The organism is Roseburia yibonii (assembly GCF_014297335.1).
Lineage (GTDB): Bacteria > Bacillota > Clostridia > Lachnospirales > Lachnospiraceae > Roseburia_D > Roseburia_D yibonii.
The window spans coordinates 33,201-49,475 of sequence record NZ_JACOQH010000010.1 but is presented as its reverse complement, the minus strand read 5'-3'; the positions used below and the strand labels follow the sequence as shown (position 1 = coordinate 49,475).

At 47.5% G+C, this 16,275-nt stretch carries 15 protein-coding genes; 12 read left to right on the top strand and 3 right to left on the bottom strand.

Annotated elements, in window-relative coordinates; genetic code table 11:
- Nucleotides 1-13: 13 nt before the first annotated feature.
- Nucleotides 14-1,120 carry an ABC transporter substrate-binding protein gene (locus H8Z76_RS12050; protein WP_022516678.1) on the bottom strand — a complete coding sequence of 369 codons (1,107 nt, stop codon included), beginning with the start codon at nucleotides 1,118-1,120 and terminating at the stop codon, nucleotides 14-16.
- Between the two features lie 200 nt (nucleotides 1,121-1,320).
- On the opposite strand from H8Z76_RS12050, the gene H8Z76_RS12045 reads away from it, so the two are divergent.
- The 8 genes from H8Z76_RS12045 to H8Z76_RS12010 all read left to right on the top strand — a co-directional run bounded on the left by H8Z76_RS12045 (nucleotide 1,321) and on the right by H8Z76_RS12010 (nucleotide 12,279).
- A complete protein-coding gene (locus H8Z76_RS12045; protein ID WP_330595068.1) occupies nucleotides 1,321-3,627 on the top strand; it encodes a glycosyltransferase family 2 protein in 2,307 nt (768 codons plus the stop codon).
- Between the two features lie 37 nt (nucleotides 3,628-3,664).
- The gene (locus tag H8Z76_RS12040) at nucleotides 3,665-4,810 is read left to right on the top strand and encodes a hypothetical protein (RefSeq protein WP_186982603.1); all 1,146 of its coding nucleotides are present in this window, start codon (nucleotides 3,665-3,667) and stop codon (nucleotides 4,808-4,810) included.
- Nucleotides 4,811-6,238, top strand: a complete 1,428-nt coding sequence (locus H8Z76_RS12035) for an MBOAT family O-acyltransferase (RefSeq protein WP_186982601.1) — start codon at nucleotides 4,811-4,813, stop codon at nucleotides 6,236-6,238.
- 12 nt (nucleotides 6,239-6,250) lie between these two features.
- Nucleotides 6,251-7,456 carry an alginate O-acetyltransferase AlgX-related protein gene (locus tag H8Z76_RS12030; protein ID WP_186982599.1) on the top strand — a complete coding sequence of 402 codons (1,206 nt, stop codon included), beginning with the start codon at nucleotides 6,251-6,253 and terminating at the stop codon, nucleotides 7,454-7,456.
- Nucleotides 7,457-7,585: 129 nt separating this feature from the next.
- Nucleotides 7,586-9,637 carry a DHH family phosphoesterase gene (locus H8Z76_RS12025; RefSeq protein ID WP_022516683.1) on the top strand — a complete coding sequence of 684 codons (2,052 nt, stop codon included), beginning with the start codon at nucleotides 7,586-7,588 and terminating at the stop codon, nucleotides 9,635-9,637.
- The gene (rplI, locus tag H8Z76_RS12020; protein WP_022516684.1) at nucleotides 9,634-10,080 is read left to right on the top strand and encodes a 50S ribosomal protein L9; all 447 of its coding nucleotides are present in this window, start codon (nucleotides 9,634-9,636) and stop codon (nucleotides 10,078-10,080) included. The genes H8Z76_RS12025 and rplI overlap by 4 nt, the downstream gene beginning before the upstream one ends.
- Before the next feature lie 22 nt (nucleotides 10,081-10,102).
- Nucleotides 10,103-11,437, top strand: a complete 1,335-nt coding sequence (dnaB, locus tag H8Z76_RS12015) for a replicative DNA helicase (RefSeq protein ID WP_022516685.1) — start codon at nucleotides 10,103-10,105, stop codon at nucleotides 11,435-11,437.
- Nucleotides 11,438-11,607: 170 nt separating this feature from the next.
- Entirely contained in the window at nucleotides 11,608-12,279 is a 672-nt protein-coding gene (locus tag H8Z76_RS12010; protein WP_022516686.1) for a MerR family transcriptional regulator, read from the top strand.
- 107 nt (nucleotides 12,280-12,386) lie between these two features.
- On the opposite strand, the gene H8Z76_RS12005 is transcribed toward H8Z76_RS12010, so the two are convergent.
- Nucleotides 12,387-12,557 (bottom strand): DUF362 domain-containing protein, encoded by a 171-nt coding sequence (locus H8Z76_RS12005; protein ID WP_022516687.1) that lies wholly within the window; start codon nucleotides 12,555-12,557, stop codon nucleotides 12,387-12,389.
- Nucleotides 12,558-12,787: 230 nt separating this feature from the next.
- Between H8Z76_RS12005 and H8Z76_RS12000 the strand changes: the two genes are divergently transcribed.
- Nucleotides 12,788-13,000 (top strand): DUF1858 domain-containing protein, encoded by a 213-nt coding sequence (locus tag H8Z76_RS12000; protein ID WP_022516688.1) that lies wholly within the window; start codon nucleotides 12,788-12,790, stop codon nucleotides 12,998-13,000.
- Nucleotides 13,001-13,064: 64 nt separating this feature from the next.
- Here H8Z76_RS12000 and H8Z76_RS11995 read toward each other — a convergent pair whose 3' ends face one another.
- Nucleotides 13,065-13,865 (bottom strand): adaptor protein MecA, encoded by an 801-nt coding sequence (locus H8Z76_RS11995; RefSeq protein ID WP_147619155.1) that lies wholly within the window; start codon nucleotides 13,863-13,865, stop codon nucleotides 13,065-13,067.
- A gap of 195 nt (nucleotides 13,866-14,060) precedes the next feature.
- On the opposite strand from H8Z76_RS11995, the gene H8Z76_RS11990 reads away from it, so the two are divergent.
- The 3 genes from H8Z76_RS11990 to H8Z76_RS11980 are packed head-to-tail and all read left to right on the top strand — an operon-like array spanning nucleotide 14,061 to nucleotide 16,221.
- Nucleotides 14,061-15,383: a serine/threonine protein kinase gene (locus tag H8Z76_RS11990; RefSeq protein ID WP_330595069.1), complete on the top strand. Its 1,323-nt coding sequence runs from the start codon at nucleotides 14,061-14,063 to the stop codon at nucleotides 15,381-15,383.
- Nucleotides 15,384-15,387: 4 nt separating this feature from the next.
- Entirely contained in the window at nucleotides 15,388-15,966 is a 579-nt protein-coding gene (locus H8Z76_RS11985; protein WP_186982596.1) for a hypothetical protein, read from the top strand.
- 42 nt (nucleotides 15,967-16,008) lie between these two features.
- A complete protein-coding gene (locus tag H8Z76_RS11980; RefSeq protein WP_022516692.1) occupies nucleotides 16,009-16,221 on the top strand; it encodes a hypothetical protein in 213 nt (70 codons plus the stop codon).
- Nucleotides 16,222-16,275: the final 54 nt, after the last annotated feature.

The following is a 16,275-nucleotide window of genomic DNA, read 5'->3' as shown; positions in this document are numbered from 1 at the left end:
GGATCACCAACTTCTATTCGCCGATCAGAGGGATGATCTCTTCTTCCCATCTGCTTGCGATCTCGGTACATGCTTTGGTGACGGTATCATTGTCTGCCAGCGGAATGGTGTTGGTATACTCGTCATCAGAGATCATTTTTGCTTTTAAGTCATCCGGAAGTGTGACATCTTCACGGATCGGTCTTGCGTAACCTTCCGCACGCTCGATCTGTCCCTCATCGCTTAACAGATATTCAACAGTTAAAGCGGCAGAATACGGATGCGGCGCGTATTTGTTGATGACAAGGCAGTATCCCGACTGGACAGCGCCATCCTGCATGATGTGGCATTCCATGTTGAGATCCGGGTTGTTTTCAGCTACGATGTCGCGGTACTGTAAGGTCAGGTAATCCCAGGTTGCGAGGACATCAATCTCGCCGCGGTTTAAACGCTCGATACTGCCGTCACCGACATCGATACGTCCCTCGCTTGCCAGTTCCTTGAAATAATCAAAGGCAGGATCGAGATTTTCGGCATCGCCGCCCATTGCATAGGCGCAGGATAAAACAGCCATCTGGGAGCTTGCGCCTCTTAACACGTCACCCAGTGTGATCTTTGCGCTGCTGTTCTTTAAAGCTTCCCAGGAGTCGATGGTTTCCGAAACATTATTTTTATTGACCAGGGCTCCCATGGTTCCGAGATACGAGATCGTCCATTTGCCGTCCGGATCTTTTGCCCAGTCCGGAATGGAATCCCAGGTGGAGGCTTTGTAAGGCTGTACGACATCCATATCAATGGCAGTCGGACCAAAAGCCTGACCAACATCACCGATATCCTTGGTCGGGGAGTCCTTTTCGCTGTCAAACATGGATAATTCCTCGGCGGAAGTCATGTCGGTATCGTCATGCGCAAGACCGTAGGTATTTGAGATGCTTTCCCAGCTGCCTTTCCAGTTTGCCCAGTCATCCGGCATTCCGACGGAAGAGATCGTTCCTTCTTCCTTTGCCTTTTCCTCGATCGTATCCAGGGAAACTGAGGTGAGATCCACAGACTCCGATGCCGGTTTTGATCCACAGGCACTGAGCAGACAGGTTGACATAACACCGAGAACCAGTAACGTACTTACAAATTTCTTTTTCATAATAATCCTCCGTAATTTTGATTTTGTATTAGCACATGTTGGTTATTTTATAAATCGTATGTAAAATCTGCAAGACGACTTATGTAAAATCTGCCTAAAATCCAGGTAAGGAAAAAACAGGGAACCATGGCATAATATTGACGTGAAGTGCATAAAAAACTATAATAGCTACATAAAAAATCATAGAAAGCGGGGAAAGAGTGAAGAAGGAAGTTATCAAATTCAGGAGCTGGATGATCTTTAATATCGGATGGACGCTCCTGTATCTGTATTGGAGAATTTTTTACACGGTTCCGACCGATTCCGGAATACTCTCGCTGGTTGCCGGCATTGCGCTGCTGGTAGTTGAGATTCTGGGAATGTTAGAAGCATTCGTACATTACTTTAATATGAGTAATATCAGATATCCGAAATTCCCGAAGGTAGAGCCGGAAGACTATCCGGAGGTGGATGTGCTGATCGCGACCTACAATGAACCGATCGAGATTTTGTACCGGACGATCAATGGCTGCGTCCATATGGATTACCCGGATAAGAGTAAGGTACATATCTATTTTTGTGATGACGGAAGCCGGAAAGAAGTAGAGGAGCTTGCGGCGCAGATGCATGTCGGATATATCAAAAGGGAGGAGCATAAGGGCGCGAAGGCAGGAAACCTGAATCATGCCATGTCAGTGACTTCTTCCCCATATATCGCGACATTTGACGCGGATATGATCCCGAAACATAATTTTTTGATGAAGACCATGGCGTACTTCGCGGATCAGGAGAAGAAAAACCGTGAACTGCCCGAGGAAGAACAGGTTCACCTTGGCTTTATCCAGACACCGCAGACCTTTTATAACCCGGATCTGTTTCAGTATAATCTGTTTTCGGAAAACCGTATCCCGAATGAGCAGGACTATTTCTATAAAGATGTTCAGGTATCGCGAAACAAAAGTAACAGCGTGATCTATGGCGGGTCGAATACCGTCATTACGAGACGAGCGCTTGAAGATGTCGGCGGCTTTTACGAGAAGAGTATCACCGAGGATTTTGCGACCGGAATTTTGATCCAGAAGAAGGGCTATATCTGTTACGCATTAAATGAGGTGCTCGCGTCAGGACTCTCACCGACGGACTTAAAGTCACTGATCTCACAGCGTGTCCGCTGGGCGCGCGGCTGTATCTGCACCGGACGGAAGCTGCACCTGCTCTTTACGCCAAAGTTGAAATTTGCGCAGCGGGCAAATTATCTGGCATCCGTCTGGTACTGGTACGCGTCCTGGAAACGCTTTATCTATATCATGTCGCCGATCCTGTTTGCAACCTTCGGCGTCATGGTTGTGCGCTGTACGCTGATCGAGGTGCTCATCTTCTGGCTGCCGATGTATTTGAGCAGTAACATCTGTCTCAAGATGATGAGCCGCAATATCCGCACGACCAAGTGGACGAATGTGTATGAAACGGTGCTGTTTCCGTTTCTTATGATACCGACACTGCTTGAGACGTTTGGAATTTCCATGAAGAAATTCAAGGTCACAAAAAAGTCGACCAGTTCGGAGAAAAAGGACCGGACGTGGTATTACGCGATCCCGCATATCCTGCTTGCAGTGCTGTCGGTGATCGGTATCTGGAACTGCGTGCGCTGGACGTTTGATACCGGAAGGATCGATTACTTTGTCATTCTGTTCTGGCTGATCAGTAACTTCTATAATATCATCATGTCCATTTTCTTTGTCATGGGAAGAAAATCTTACCGTCAGTATGAGCGAATGGAAGTAAAAGAAGCATGTGAGCTTACCAACGGGATCGTGACAGCGGAAGGCATGAGCCAGGATGCTTCTGAGGGCGGAATATCGGTTCTCTTAAAAGAGCCGGTAGATTTCGATGATGAGGAAGAGGTATTTATCACGGTGCATGACCGGAAATATGAAGCCCGTGTGCGGGGCAGGGTGGTTCTTGTTATGCATAAGGGAGATCAGTGGAAATATGTATTTTCTATTGATGATATGCTGTCCAGTAAAAGTGAATATATCTATATCATTTATGACAATTTTACCTCGATGCCGGTCAATCTCGACGAATCGTCCTCGAGCTTTGATGACCTGCGGCTGAACATCACGGGAAGAACGCCGAAAAAGATATTCCAGAATCGCAAGATGGCAAGGATCCCGATCCAGGCGGATGGTGTCGCGGAATCCGGGCTTAAAGTGAGCATTGAAAATTATAACTATAAATATCTGCTGGTCTCCTATGCGGGAAGCAGACAGGATACGCTTCGTGTTCCGCTCTGTGAAGGGATCCGTCTTGAGCTTGATCTGGAGAATGAGTTCGGGGATCAGATGTATCTGTACCGCATTACCAATTATGATGCGCTGCATGGGGATGCAAAGAAGCAGGAAAAGCTCAGTCAGTGGATCCGCGATTACAGCTTTGGCGGCGCGATGCGTTATGAGCAGAAGCGAAGCCTGAAAAAAGAGCGGGTACTTGCGCTGGATGAATTTTCAGAGATGAATGAGTTATAGTATAGAAGAAAAAATGTCGGATAAGGAAAAAGTAAGATTGAAAAATAGGATCAAAAAAGGAATGGGCTGTCTGTTCCTGGCGGGATGCATCGTTTTTATGCCGTCTGCCGTCATGGCAGCAAAAAAAGCGGAGCCGCCAAAAGAAATTTCCATGAAACTGGACGGATTTGAGGCGGGGGAAGACGCGAAGGAAGAGTTTTTACCGCAGATCGATTACGATAAGGAGACGGAGCAGCTGCATCTGTCGGTTTCCACAGAAGGACAGAAAGAAGGGCAGTATCCGCTGTCCTTCTTTCAGGACACGAAAAAAGATCTCAAAGGGTATGGCGGTGTCGTATTATCGCTTGTCAATGAGCAGGCAGAGGAATTGAAGATGAATATGCTGCTTGCCCCGCAGGAAGGCGGAGCGTCGGTCGTAGCCGACGGAGAAAAAGTGGTCTTAAAAGAGGATGAGATCTGGCAGGAAACAACGGCAGATCTCGGCTGTTTTACGATTCCTGCGGATTTTGACGGCCAGATCTATCTTCCGTTTGACATATTTGAGCAGGCAGAAGAGATTGACGGCATTTACGGGCTTGGATTTACCTTTGTGCTGCCGGAGGATGACACGGCGCAGGTCACTTTAGAAGCAATACAGATCCTGCCGGATGCAGATATGCAGGCGCTTAACTGGTTTGAGGTAAACGGAGCGGATACGGTGCTGCGCCCGACAGTGGGAGAGAGTATCGCCGACTATATCACTGCCTTTTACAACATGGCGGGAACGGAATTAAAAAAGAATGAGGCTGTGACGTATGAGATCCAAACGGAAGACGGCAGCGCGCCGGAAGGCATGTCCATCGATGAAAACGGAAGACTCACGGTAAAAAATGATGCCGTGGACGGAGCATACCTGTTATTTGCAAGAGACGCGTCCGGTCAGGCATTTCGCAGGACGATCACGTTAAAAGGCTCCTGGACAGAGACGCAGAAGACAGAGAATGGCTATGACGCATCGATGCTTCCGACCGACCGGGTGACGGAGGTTGTGGCCAAGGACAGTCCGTTTATGGACGATTCGCTGATCCGGGCAGTGCGCGTGGCAGCAGTTGCAATCATCGTGGTTTTTCTGGGACATTATGTGTACAAACACAGAAAATACAAAAAAGAATTTGTGGATGCATATTATAAGGGGGAGAAATAAATGCTGTTTTCGAGTATTACATTTTTATTCTATTTTTTCCCGGCGGTTTTGTTTTGGTACTATCTGTTCCGTCGCTCTTATCCCATCAAAAACGGCGTACTTCTGATCGCGAGCCTTTTCTTTTACGCGTGGGGCGAACCGTGGTTTGTGCTGATCATGCTCGCATCCATTCTGGGAAACTATATCCTGGCGCTTTTTGTGGATAAATACCGGGAGCAGAAGCGGAAAGTAAAAGTGATCCTGCTTTTGACGGTGCTTCTCAATATCGGACTTTTATTTGTCTTTAAATACACGGATTTTGTGATCCGGAATCTGAATATGGCTATGGACACGGATATTCCGCTCTTAAATCTGAAACTGCCGATCGGAATTTCGTTCTTTACCTTTCAGGCGATGTCGTATGTCATTGATGTCTACCGAAAGGACGGAAGGGTGCAGAAAAATCCGTTTTATGTGGCGTTATACATTTCCTTCTTCCCGCAGCTGGTCGCGGGACCGATCGTTAAATATTCAACGATCGATGAGCAGATCTCACACCGGGAGGAGACCTGGGATAAATTTTCCGTCGGTGTTTGCCGTTTTCTTGCCGGATTCGGGAAAAAAGTGCTGCTCGCCAACAATTTCGCGATCGTCGCCGATCATATTTTTAATACCTATACAAACGGCGGCTGTCCGGTCGCGCTTGCGTGGCTCGGATCCTTTGCGTATACGTTCCAGATTCTTTTCGATTTCTCGGGCTATTCCGATATGGCGATCGGTCTGGGGCTGATGTTTGGCTTTAAATTTGAGGAAAACTTCAATTATCCGTATATTTCCCAGTCGATCGGGGAATTCTGGCGCAGATGGCACATTTCCCTCGGCAACTGGTTTAAGGAATATGTCTATTTCCCGCTTGGCGGTTCCAAAGTGGGCAATATGGATAAGGTGATCCGCAATATGCTGGTGGTCTGGCTGTGTACCGGTATCTGGCACGGCGCGGAGTGGACGTTTTTGCTCTGGGGGCTTTTAAACTTTGTGTGTCTGGTCTTTGAGCGGTTCACAAACTTTGAGGAGCGGAGGATCCCGGGCGTCATAAAATGGCTCTATACCATGTTCATCGTGAACCTGGGCTGGACGATCTTCCGTTCACCGGATCTGATCGCCGCCGGAAAATACATAAAGTCCATGTTCGGCGTGGGAACGAACCTGATCTGGACGGATACGGTGTGGATGTTTTTAAAAGAATACGGAGTGTTTTTCGCGGCGGGGATCTTATTTTCCATGCCGGTCGGAAAGCGTTACAACAAGCTGATCGTGGAAGGAAAGATGCGCGGGGCGACGGTTGCCATCAATGCGTTCTATCCGATCCTTATGATGGGAGTGTTCTTAGTCGGAGTCACCTATCTTGTCAAGGGCAGCTACAATCCGTTTATCTACTTTAACTTTTAGGGAGACAGAAAAATGACCGAACTGATTTCAAAAAAGAGAGTTACCGCGGTGCTGTTTCTGCTGTTCATCTTTTTGTATGCCGGAATTAACGCGAAAAAAGAACTTCCGATCTTAAAGGAAACACTGGAGACCTCGATAGAGGAGGGGGATGACCCGGCAGAGCTCATCGCTTCCGTGGATACCTCCATCAACGAAAATGTAAAATACCGCTACAACTTCATTGATGCCTACGGGCTGATCCAGAAATTCCTGGACAAAAATGAAGAAAACGATTTTGAAGTGGTCAAAGATACGGAAGGAAAATTACATTATACCTACTTTACCGAAAAGCCGAACGATACGAAAGATCTGTCCGCGCGCATGAAAAATCTGCAGGGCGCGATCCGGGATAAAGACTGCAGGCTGCTTTATGTGATGCCGCCGGATAAATATATCAAGGGGCACACAGAGTACGCAAAGGGCATTCCGTACAACATGTCAAATGAGACGGCAGACCAGTTCCTCGACCAGCTCACGGATGCGGGCATAGACTCCGTGGATTTCAGGGACTATCTTGCGGACAGCGGACTGGATATGTCGAATGTGTTTTTCAATACGGATCATCACTGGAAGATCGAGACGGCGTTCTGGGCGACCAATGTATTTTTTGAGCAGCTAAAGGAGCGTTACGGCGAAGAGATCACGAATGAGGATTTCTATGAGGATATCGACAACTACAATGTTTTAACCTATAAAAACTGTTTCCTCGGTTCGCAGGGCAGAAAGGCAGGGCGTTATTACACAAAGGCGGATGATTTTACGCTGATCTATCCGAAATTTGAGACGGATTATGTGCTCGATTCCTCGATCATGTCCGATATGAGCCTGACGGGGCGGTTTGAGGAGGCACTGGTTGCGGCTCCGGTTTTACACAACACGGCAACTCCTTATGACACGGATCTTTACATGGCATATATGTATGGAAACCAGGCGTACGCGCACATTGAAAATACAGAAAATCCAGACGGACTTGATATCTGCATCATCAAGGATTCCTATGCAGTCCCGTTTGCCGCGTTCGCGTCACTGCGGTGCCACAATGTCACACTGATCGATCCGCGTTACTATGAGGAAAATATCGAGGATTTCATCAACAGCGAAAAGTTTGATTATGTGCTTGTCATGTTTTCCCCGGATGATCTGGCGGAAGAGTTCTTTACCTTCGGGGAAAAACGCTAACCGGGAAAATTTCGCAACAGAAAATCCACGGGCAGGAATTTACGGCAAAAGACTTTCTTTCAAATATAGATAATGTTATAATGGCAGATAGCATGAAATCTGTTTTGAGATGAAAATGGGAGAACTATAATGAAACGAAATATAAAATTAAAAGGAAGGCTCCGCAACTATATGTGCTGGCCGCTTCTGCTCACAGTGCTCCTGGTGGCGATGAACATCCCGCTTTATGTGGTTGACGCGCTGGCGGGCGGCATGTTCAGCATATTTACGGGGATCTATTTTTTGATTGTATGTTTGTCCTATCAGCGGAATAAGCCGGTTCTTGTGAGGGAACTGATCAATTTCGCGACGCAGTACGGTACGGTGCAGAAAAAACTGCTCAATGAGTTTGAGGTGCCCTACATTCTGATCGATGATAACGGAAAGATCCTCTGGGTGAATGAACAGTTTACCGCGATCACCGGAAAAGGGAAAAACTATCACAAGTCGATCACATCGATATTTCCGTCGGTGACCAAAGAACTGCTCCAGAAGCAGGATGAGTTTGAGGATATCCATATCACGCTTGGCGACCGGATCTACCGTACGTCTTTGAGCAAGCTCTATTTTGACACGCTCGCGGAAGCCAATGATATGATCGCGTTTGAGCAGAGTGAGCAGTTTCTGACTGCGATGTATCTGTTCGATGAGACAGAATTAAACCATTATATCCAGGAAAACAAAGATGAGCGGATGATCGCTTCGCTCATCTATATCGACAACTACGAGGAGGCGCTCGACAGTATTGAAGAGGTCAAGCGTTCGCTTCTGGTTGCGCTGGTTGACCGAAAGATCAACAAATACTTTTCCGGCGTGGACGCGCTGGTGCGCAAGATCGAAAAGGACAAGTATTTTGTAGTGTTCCGCCACAAGTTTTTAAGCCGCTTACAGGAGGACAAGTTCAGCCTGCTTGAGGACGTAAAAAATGTCAGGGTCGGAAATGAGATGGCAGTGACGCTCAGTATCGGTATCGGAGACGAGGGAAGCAGCTATAACCAGAATTATGATTACGCGCGTATGGCGATCGACCTTGCCCTCGGCCGTGGCGGAGATCAGGTCGTAGTAAAGGAAGGGGAAAAGATCTCCTACTACGGCGGAAAATCCAAACAGGTAGAGAAGATGACGCGTGTAAAGGCGCGTGTAAAGGCACATGCGCTGCGTGAGATGATCGAAAGCAGAGAGCATGTGATCGTCATGGGACATAATATCAGCGACGTGGATTCCTTTGGCGCGGCGATCGGTGTCTACTGTGCGGCGAGAGAGCTCGGAAAGCGCTGCCAGATCGTTTTGAATGAGGTGACCTCCTCACTTCGTCCGCTCAAAGAGTGCTTCACACCGGAAAAAGGCTATCCGGAAAATATGTTTTTGACAAGTGAGCGGGCGCTGGAAGAAGTGGACAACAAGACACTGGTCATGGTGGTGGATACCAACCGCCCGAGTTACACCGAGTGTCCGGAGCTTTTGAAAGAATGCCGCAGCATCGTGGTATTCGATCATCACAGACAGGGCAGTGAAGTAATCGAAAATCCGGTGTTATCCTATATTGAACCGTATGCGTCTTCGACCTGTGAGATGATCGCAGAGGTATTGCAGTATTTTTCGGATGACATCAAATTAGAGCCGGCGGAAGCCGACTGTATCTACGCCGGTATCCTGATCGATACCAGCAACTTTATGACAAAGACCGGTGTGCGTACCTTTGAGGCGGCGGCTTACTTAAGACGCTGCGGCGCGGAAGTGACCAGAGTGCGCAAACTGCTTCGGAATGATATGACAGATTACAAGGCGAGAGCGGAAGTCGTGCGCCATGCGGAAGTTTATCGTGGAGCGTTCGCAATCTCGGTATGTGATCCGGCGCAGATCGAAAGTCCGACCATTGTGGCGGCGCAGGCGGCGAATGAACTTTTGAACATCGTGGGGATCAAGGCATCGTTTGTGCTTACCCAGTATCAGGGCAAGATCTTTGTAAGCTCAAGATCCATCGATGAGATCAATGTCCAGCTTATCATGGAGCGTCTCGGCGGCGGCGGCCATCTGAGCGAGGCGGGCGCGCAGTTTACCAACTGCAATATCGAAGAAGCAAAACGAATGATCCAGCGAACGATTGATGAAATGATTGAGGAAGGAGAAATCGAATTATGAAGATAATTTTATTACAGGATGTAAAATCCCTTGGAAAAAAAGGAGAGATCGTAAACGTCAGTGACGGATACGCAAGAAATATGATCCTGCCAAAGAAGCTTGGTGTGGAGGCAACCGGAAAGAATTTGAATGATCTGAAGCTTCAGAACCAGCATGCGGAAAAAGTGGCGGAAGAAAATTTAGAGGCGGCGAAAGAACTCGCAAAAGATCTTGAGGACAAGATCGTTGAAGTAAAGATCAAATCCGGCAAAGACGGCAAGACTTTCGGATCCGTTTCCACAAAAGAGATCGCGGCTGCGGTAAAAGAACAGCTCGGCCTGGAACTTGACAAGAAGAAAATGGTCGTAAATGACGGCATCAAAGCACTTGGAACGTACGAAGTACCGATCAAGCTGCACCCGAAGGTAATGGGAACACTCAGAGTAAAAGTAACAGAACAGTAGGAAAATACGGGAGGATTCTTCAATGGAAGAAGCTCTTATGAAAAGAGTCATGCCAAACAGCCTCGAGGCAGAGCAGTCTGTCATCGGTTCCATGATCATGGACAGGGAAGCGATCATTGCGGCATCTGAAATACTGCTGAAAGAAGATTTCTATCATCAGCAGTACGGCGTGCTGTTTGAAGCGATGGTGGAACTGTTCAATGAGGGACAGCCGGCTGATCTGGTAACACTGCAAAACAGATTAAAAGAAAAAGATGTTCCGCCGGAGGTCAGCAGCCTCGAGTACGTCAGGGATCTTGTGGCGGCGGTTCCGACCTCGGCGAATGTAAAATATTACGCGCAGATCGTAAAAGAAAAGGCGGTATTACGAAAGCTGATCAAAGTTACCGAGAACATCGAAAATGAATGTTATCTCGGAAAAGAATCGCTCGAAGTGATCCTTGAGGACACGGAAAAAAAGGTGTTTGAGCTTTTGCAGAACCGCGGCGGCGGAGATTATGTGCCGATCAAACAGGTGGTCATCAATACACTGGAAAAGATCGAACTTGCGTCCAAGACCAAGGGAAATGTCACCGGTATTGCGACCGGATTTGTGGATCTCGATTATAAGATGGCGGGACTTCAGCCGTCCGACCTGATCCTGGTAGCGGCGAGACCGTCTATGGGAAAAACGGCGTTTGTTTTAAATATCGCGCAGTACGTTGCGTTCCACAGCAACCTTACAGCGGCGATCTTCTCGCTCGAGATGTCAAAGGAACAGCTGGTAAACCGTATGTTTTCCTTAGAGTCGCGCGTGGACGCGCAGGTGCTCCGTTCCGGAAATCTGGCGGATTCCGACTGGGAAAAGCTGATCGAGGCGGCGGGCGTCATCGGAGCGTCAAACCTCATCATTGATGATACGCCGGGTATCTCGATCTCAGAGCTTCGCAGTAAATGCAGAAAATATAAACTGGAGCACGATCTGAAGCTTGTGATCATCGATTACCTGCAGCTGATGTCAGGCTCCGGCAGAAGCACGGATTCCAGACAGCAGGAGATCTCAGATATTTCACGTTCCCTAAAGGCACTGGCGAGGGAACTGAATGTTCCGGTTATTGCGCTGTCACAGCTTTCGCGAGCGGTAGAGCAGCGTCCGGATCACCGTCCGATGCTTTCCGATTTGCGAGAGTCCGGAGCGATCGAGCAGGATGCCGATGTCGTCATGTTCATTTACCGTGACGACTATTACAATAAGGATTCGGAAAACAAAAATATCGCGGAGATCATTCTGGCAAAACAGAGAAATGGCCCAATCGGTACGGTCAATCTGGTATGGCTGCCACAGTACACGAAATTCGCGAATCTCGAAAGAAATTAGATGTGTAAAACAGCGACATCCAAAAAATAGAAAGAAAAAAGCAGATGCGGTCAGAATGCTGGCTGTATCTGCTTTTTTGTGCCGAATGCGCCCGACCGAAAAACGTTGTAACCAAAATTGGACATGGTATATAATAAACGGGTAAAAGAAAAGGTGAGGAGGTCGATCTGGTGGAAAAAGTACGTTATATGATTTCAGATGCGGCAGGTCTGGTCAATGTGGAAGCCCATGTTCTGCGATACTGGGAAGAGGAACTGGAACTTGACATTCCGCGGAATGAGCTGGGACACCGTTATTATACAAAAGAAAATATTGAACAGTTTTTAAAGATAAAGGAATGGAAAGAAAAAGGATATCAGCTGAAGGCGATCAAGATGCTGGTACATGAAAAAAGCACTGAGCCGGAAGTGGAGACGGAGACGAGGGAGCTTCTTTCGGCGGCGGAACCGTTACATACGGAAGTGGTGGATGTGCATTCCGGCAAGGTGGGACATGCAGTCGAGGACAGACGGAGCGAGGCGGCGTTAAGCCGTATGGAGCAGTTCCAGATGTTAATGACGAGCATTGTAAAAAGCGCGATCGAGGAAAACAACCATGCACTCGGAAAAGAAGTGGGAGACCAGGTAGGAGACCGGGTGTTAAAGGAAATGAATTACCTCATGCGCGAACAGGACGAACAGGAGGAAGAACGCTACCGGAAGCTCGACGAGACGATCCGTATTTACCAGAAGGGAAAAAGAAGCGTGAAGCGCGCGGCAAAGCGGGAAGCGAAGCAGATGGAAAAGCAGGCAAAGCAGCTGGCAAGAAAGCGAAGCAGAAGTTTAAAACCGAAGCAGGCATAAGACAGAGACTGGATGCGCTTCGTGCATCCCGCTTATGATCCGTGGCTGCCATTAAAAAAAGAAAGGCACAGGCTGTCGTAAGACAGGCTGCGCCTTTTCTTTTTGGATTACTGCTGTTCGATAGCTCCGGTAGGACATGCACCTGCGCATGTTCCACATTCTACACAAGCAGTAGCGTCGATGTCGTATTTTCCATCGCCTGCAGAGATTGCTCCAACTGGACATTCTCCTTCGCAAGTACCGCATGATACACATGCATCTGTAATAACGTATGCCATTTTATTTTCCTCCTTTTATAATGAAATTCAAAATAGTAAGCTATGTAGCTTTGAGAATATTCTAATACAAAAAACCAGTGAATACAAGTACAAAATCAAGTACCAAATCTGTATAAAACGCCCAATTTTAGAAAAAATAAAAACGGGTTTGCATATTTTGCCGTTTGGGCTTATAATAACCACATTAACAGTGGGAACACTGTGTTTTATTACAAAAGGAGGATATATTTATGGCAGCACAGGTTACAGGAAAGACTATGATCGGCGAACTGCTTCAGATCGATGAGAATATTGCACCGATCCTGCTTAACATCGGAATGCATTGCTTGGGATGCCCGTCTTCCCAGATGGAGACCATAGAGGAAGCCGCAATGGTTCACGGCATTGAGCCGGATTCACTGGTAAAGGAGATCAACGATTTCCTTGCAAAATCTGATAAATAAGATCAGTTGAGCAAAAAAGGATGTCCACACTTTAGGCAAGTGAGACATCCTTTTTTTCTGTCTGTTATAAAGCGGCAAGTGTCTGAAGCGCCGTATCTTTGACAAGAACCGGAAAATGCTCGGTGAAGTAAGCTTCCGCAGCTGCGGTGTAGCGTGCCTGGCGGGAATACTCCGTTAAGATATTGCATACCTTGTTGAATTCCTCCGGGGTGTGGGAACCCTTGGTCAGCACCAGGTAAAAACGGCTGGAATCCGGGCTTTTATAGAGCGTGTTCTGCTCGTCATAAAAGCTGTCTAAGATATGCGCAAGCCGGATCACCTCGTCGAGACTTCCGAACACAAACAGTTTTGTGAGATTCGGTAACACGGATACCGCAGGGGGATCGGGATTTTCCCGTTTCTGGTTTAATGCTTCCGGGAGAGGAACAAAATCATCCGTCTTTTTCGACGCCTTTTCTTTCACGGAATCTTCACGGTCCTGCATCTGGCGGAAAAGGTCTAAGATGTCATCCGCGCTGGCAGAAGCCGAGGTGGATGCGGCATCATCGGAAAACGCGTCAAACCCGTCCTCGGATCCCGGATTGGAAAACTTGGAAAAGCGGGTGTCGAGCTCTTCCGGGTATTCTACCTTTGTAATGATAAGTACAATGGAGTCGGCGGACATTGGTACCGCCTCGATCATTAACGGAATATCATCCGCCTCAAATCCATATTGATAAGCAGCCTGCTGCATCATTTCGCGGAACAGCGCGCGGGCACTTTCCGTGCCGTAGGCGAGTTCGCTGATCTGGAGCTTGCGGTCTGCGAGGTCTTCTTTGGTCAGAGTGCATCGAATCTGGTTTTCACTTACTTTTTCAATCTTCATAATATCACTTCCAAATCACCTGATTTTTGTAATGACAAGTATATATAATATAGTATGCGAAGTCAAGGTTCCTATTTTAAAATTTATAAAAAAATTATAAAAATTATAAAGAAATCTGAAAATTCTTGAAATAGCAGTGACAATATGGTATAAAAGGATCAGAGATGTTTTTCCGGTTCCCGAAAGGGAGGGAAAATCATTCAAAATACTATCTGGTTCGGCAAGTACCGCATCCTGGAATGCATCGGCATCGGTGGGTTTGGCAGCGTGTATCTTGCAGAACATCAAAAGCTCGGGGCTTTGCGTGCGATCAAGCAGATTCCGCGGAAGAAAGCGGATGCAACCCCGGTTCTGTCAGAAGCTTTGCTTCTGAAAAATCTGAAACACCCAGGGATTCCCATTGTATTTGATCTCGAAGAAGATGAGAAAAACATTTATGTCATTGAGGAATACATCGCGGGTGAATCACTGGAAGCCTTCGCGCTTCATCAATCCAAAATTTCCGAGAAAAAGATCATACAGATCGGCATTCAGTTGTGCGATATCCTGATCTATCTGCATGGGCAGAAACCGTCGCCACTGCTTTATCTGGACATGAAACCGGAGCATATTTTTCTGTGCGCGGGACAGGTGAGACTGGTGGATTTCGGGATCGCTGCCTATCTGGATGGGAAAAGGAGCGCGTATCCATCGTATGGAACCAAAGAGTTTTCCGCGCCGGAGCAGTGGACGTCTGACCAGCCCGGTGTCTGGACCGATATTTTCGGAGCAGGACGGATCCTCTCGTTTCTGTCAGAATACGCCAGTCTTCCGATATCGAGAGGACTGGGCAGGATTATTCAACGGGCAACACAGACGGATATGAAAAAACGCTATGTGACTGCGGAAGCAATGAAGCAGGAGCTGGTTTTGCTCGAGCAGCAAAAGATCTTCAAAAGAAAATTACGGACGGAAGAACATCTCTTAAAAAAAATAGCAGTATGCGGAAGTGGGATCCGAAGCGGAACCACGCACTTTTCCATTGCTCTAAACAGCTTTTTCAATGAGGAAGGGCTGCGCAGCTTTTACCGGGAGGCAAATGACAGCGGGGCATTGTGGAAAATCAGAAGAATGAGACGCAGGATTGTGGAAAAAGACGGCTTTTTGTACAGCGGTCATTTCTGCGGAGCCACCGGACTGACAGATGAAAGGCATATAGAGTCTGCATTTGATTTTGAGATCGCGGACTATGGATGTCAGGTGGAAGATACCGCGCAGATCGCGTATGCGGATGTTATCATTCTGCTGCTTGGCGCAAGAGACTGGGAAAAAGAAGAAGCATGGAGCGCGATCGAGCGCTACCGTTATTGCGAGGGGCTTGTGCTCGTGTGCAATTACGGAGATGAGAAGACAGCCAGAGAATATGCGAAAAGAGCAGGCAGGCGTGTGTACTGTTTTCCGCTGGATGCGGACGCGTTTTGTGTGGACGCGGCAAAGATTTCCTTTTTCCGTACATTATTGCAGAAAGAAAGGTGGTGAACCGGTGGGATCCTTTGCGGGGAGAGAACCGGCGAAAAGAACGGTCGGAGTACTCGGAAGTGAGAGAGGTGTGGGTGTGACACAGTTTTGTGTCGCGCTTGCCAATTTCATTTCACTGGAGTCGGGAAGTAATGTGCAGCTGTTGGATGTGAGCGGAACCGGGCAGTTGGCCCGTGTACCAACGACGGTAGACAAAAGGCTGTTTGGCGTGACGTATTTCGCGGACGTGGACAAAAAGCAGATACCGGCGCTTATGAGCAGGGATTATGATTATATGATCCTGGACCTCGGAAGCGACAGGTCCTGCAATTACGCGGAATTTCTGCGCTGTACCAAAAAGATTGTGGTCGGCTCGTTCTGCCTCTGGAAGCGGCAGACGTATGATGATTTGATGCAGTTTGTAAAAAACGAAGCAGGTTACACGGATTGGGAATTCTGTGCGCTATTTGGGAAAAAAGAAGATAAAAAAGAGTTTAAGAAAAGATACGGAGTGCCGCTCCGGGCAATCCCGTTTTTACAGGATCCCTATGAGCTTGGACGAGAAGATTTTTTATTCCTGAAGGAATTTACAAGGGGCATATAGCCCGGTATCACGAAAACTTTTGGTCGGGAATGGAGAAAAGAAATGGCAGATTATAATGAAAGGGAAAACCTGTTTATGGAGCTGCAGTCCATAGAAAACAGGGGGATCATGATATTTTTTGAAGGAGATCCCTGTGATTCCGCCACGGCGGCGGAGCGCATGACCGTCAATGAAGATGAGGTCTATATGCGTGACTATGTGTTTGAGAAGGGGGTGTTAAAAGAATTACGGTTTGATAAAGTAAAGAGCAAGTAGATCCGAAGGAGTATCCTCAATGTCTGATTCGGATAAAGCCGACAGGAATACCTG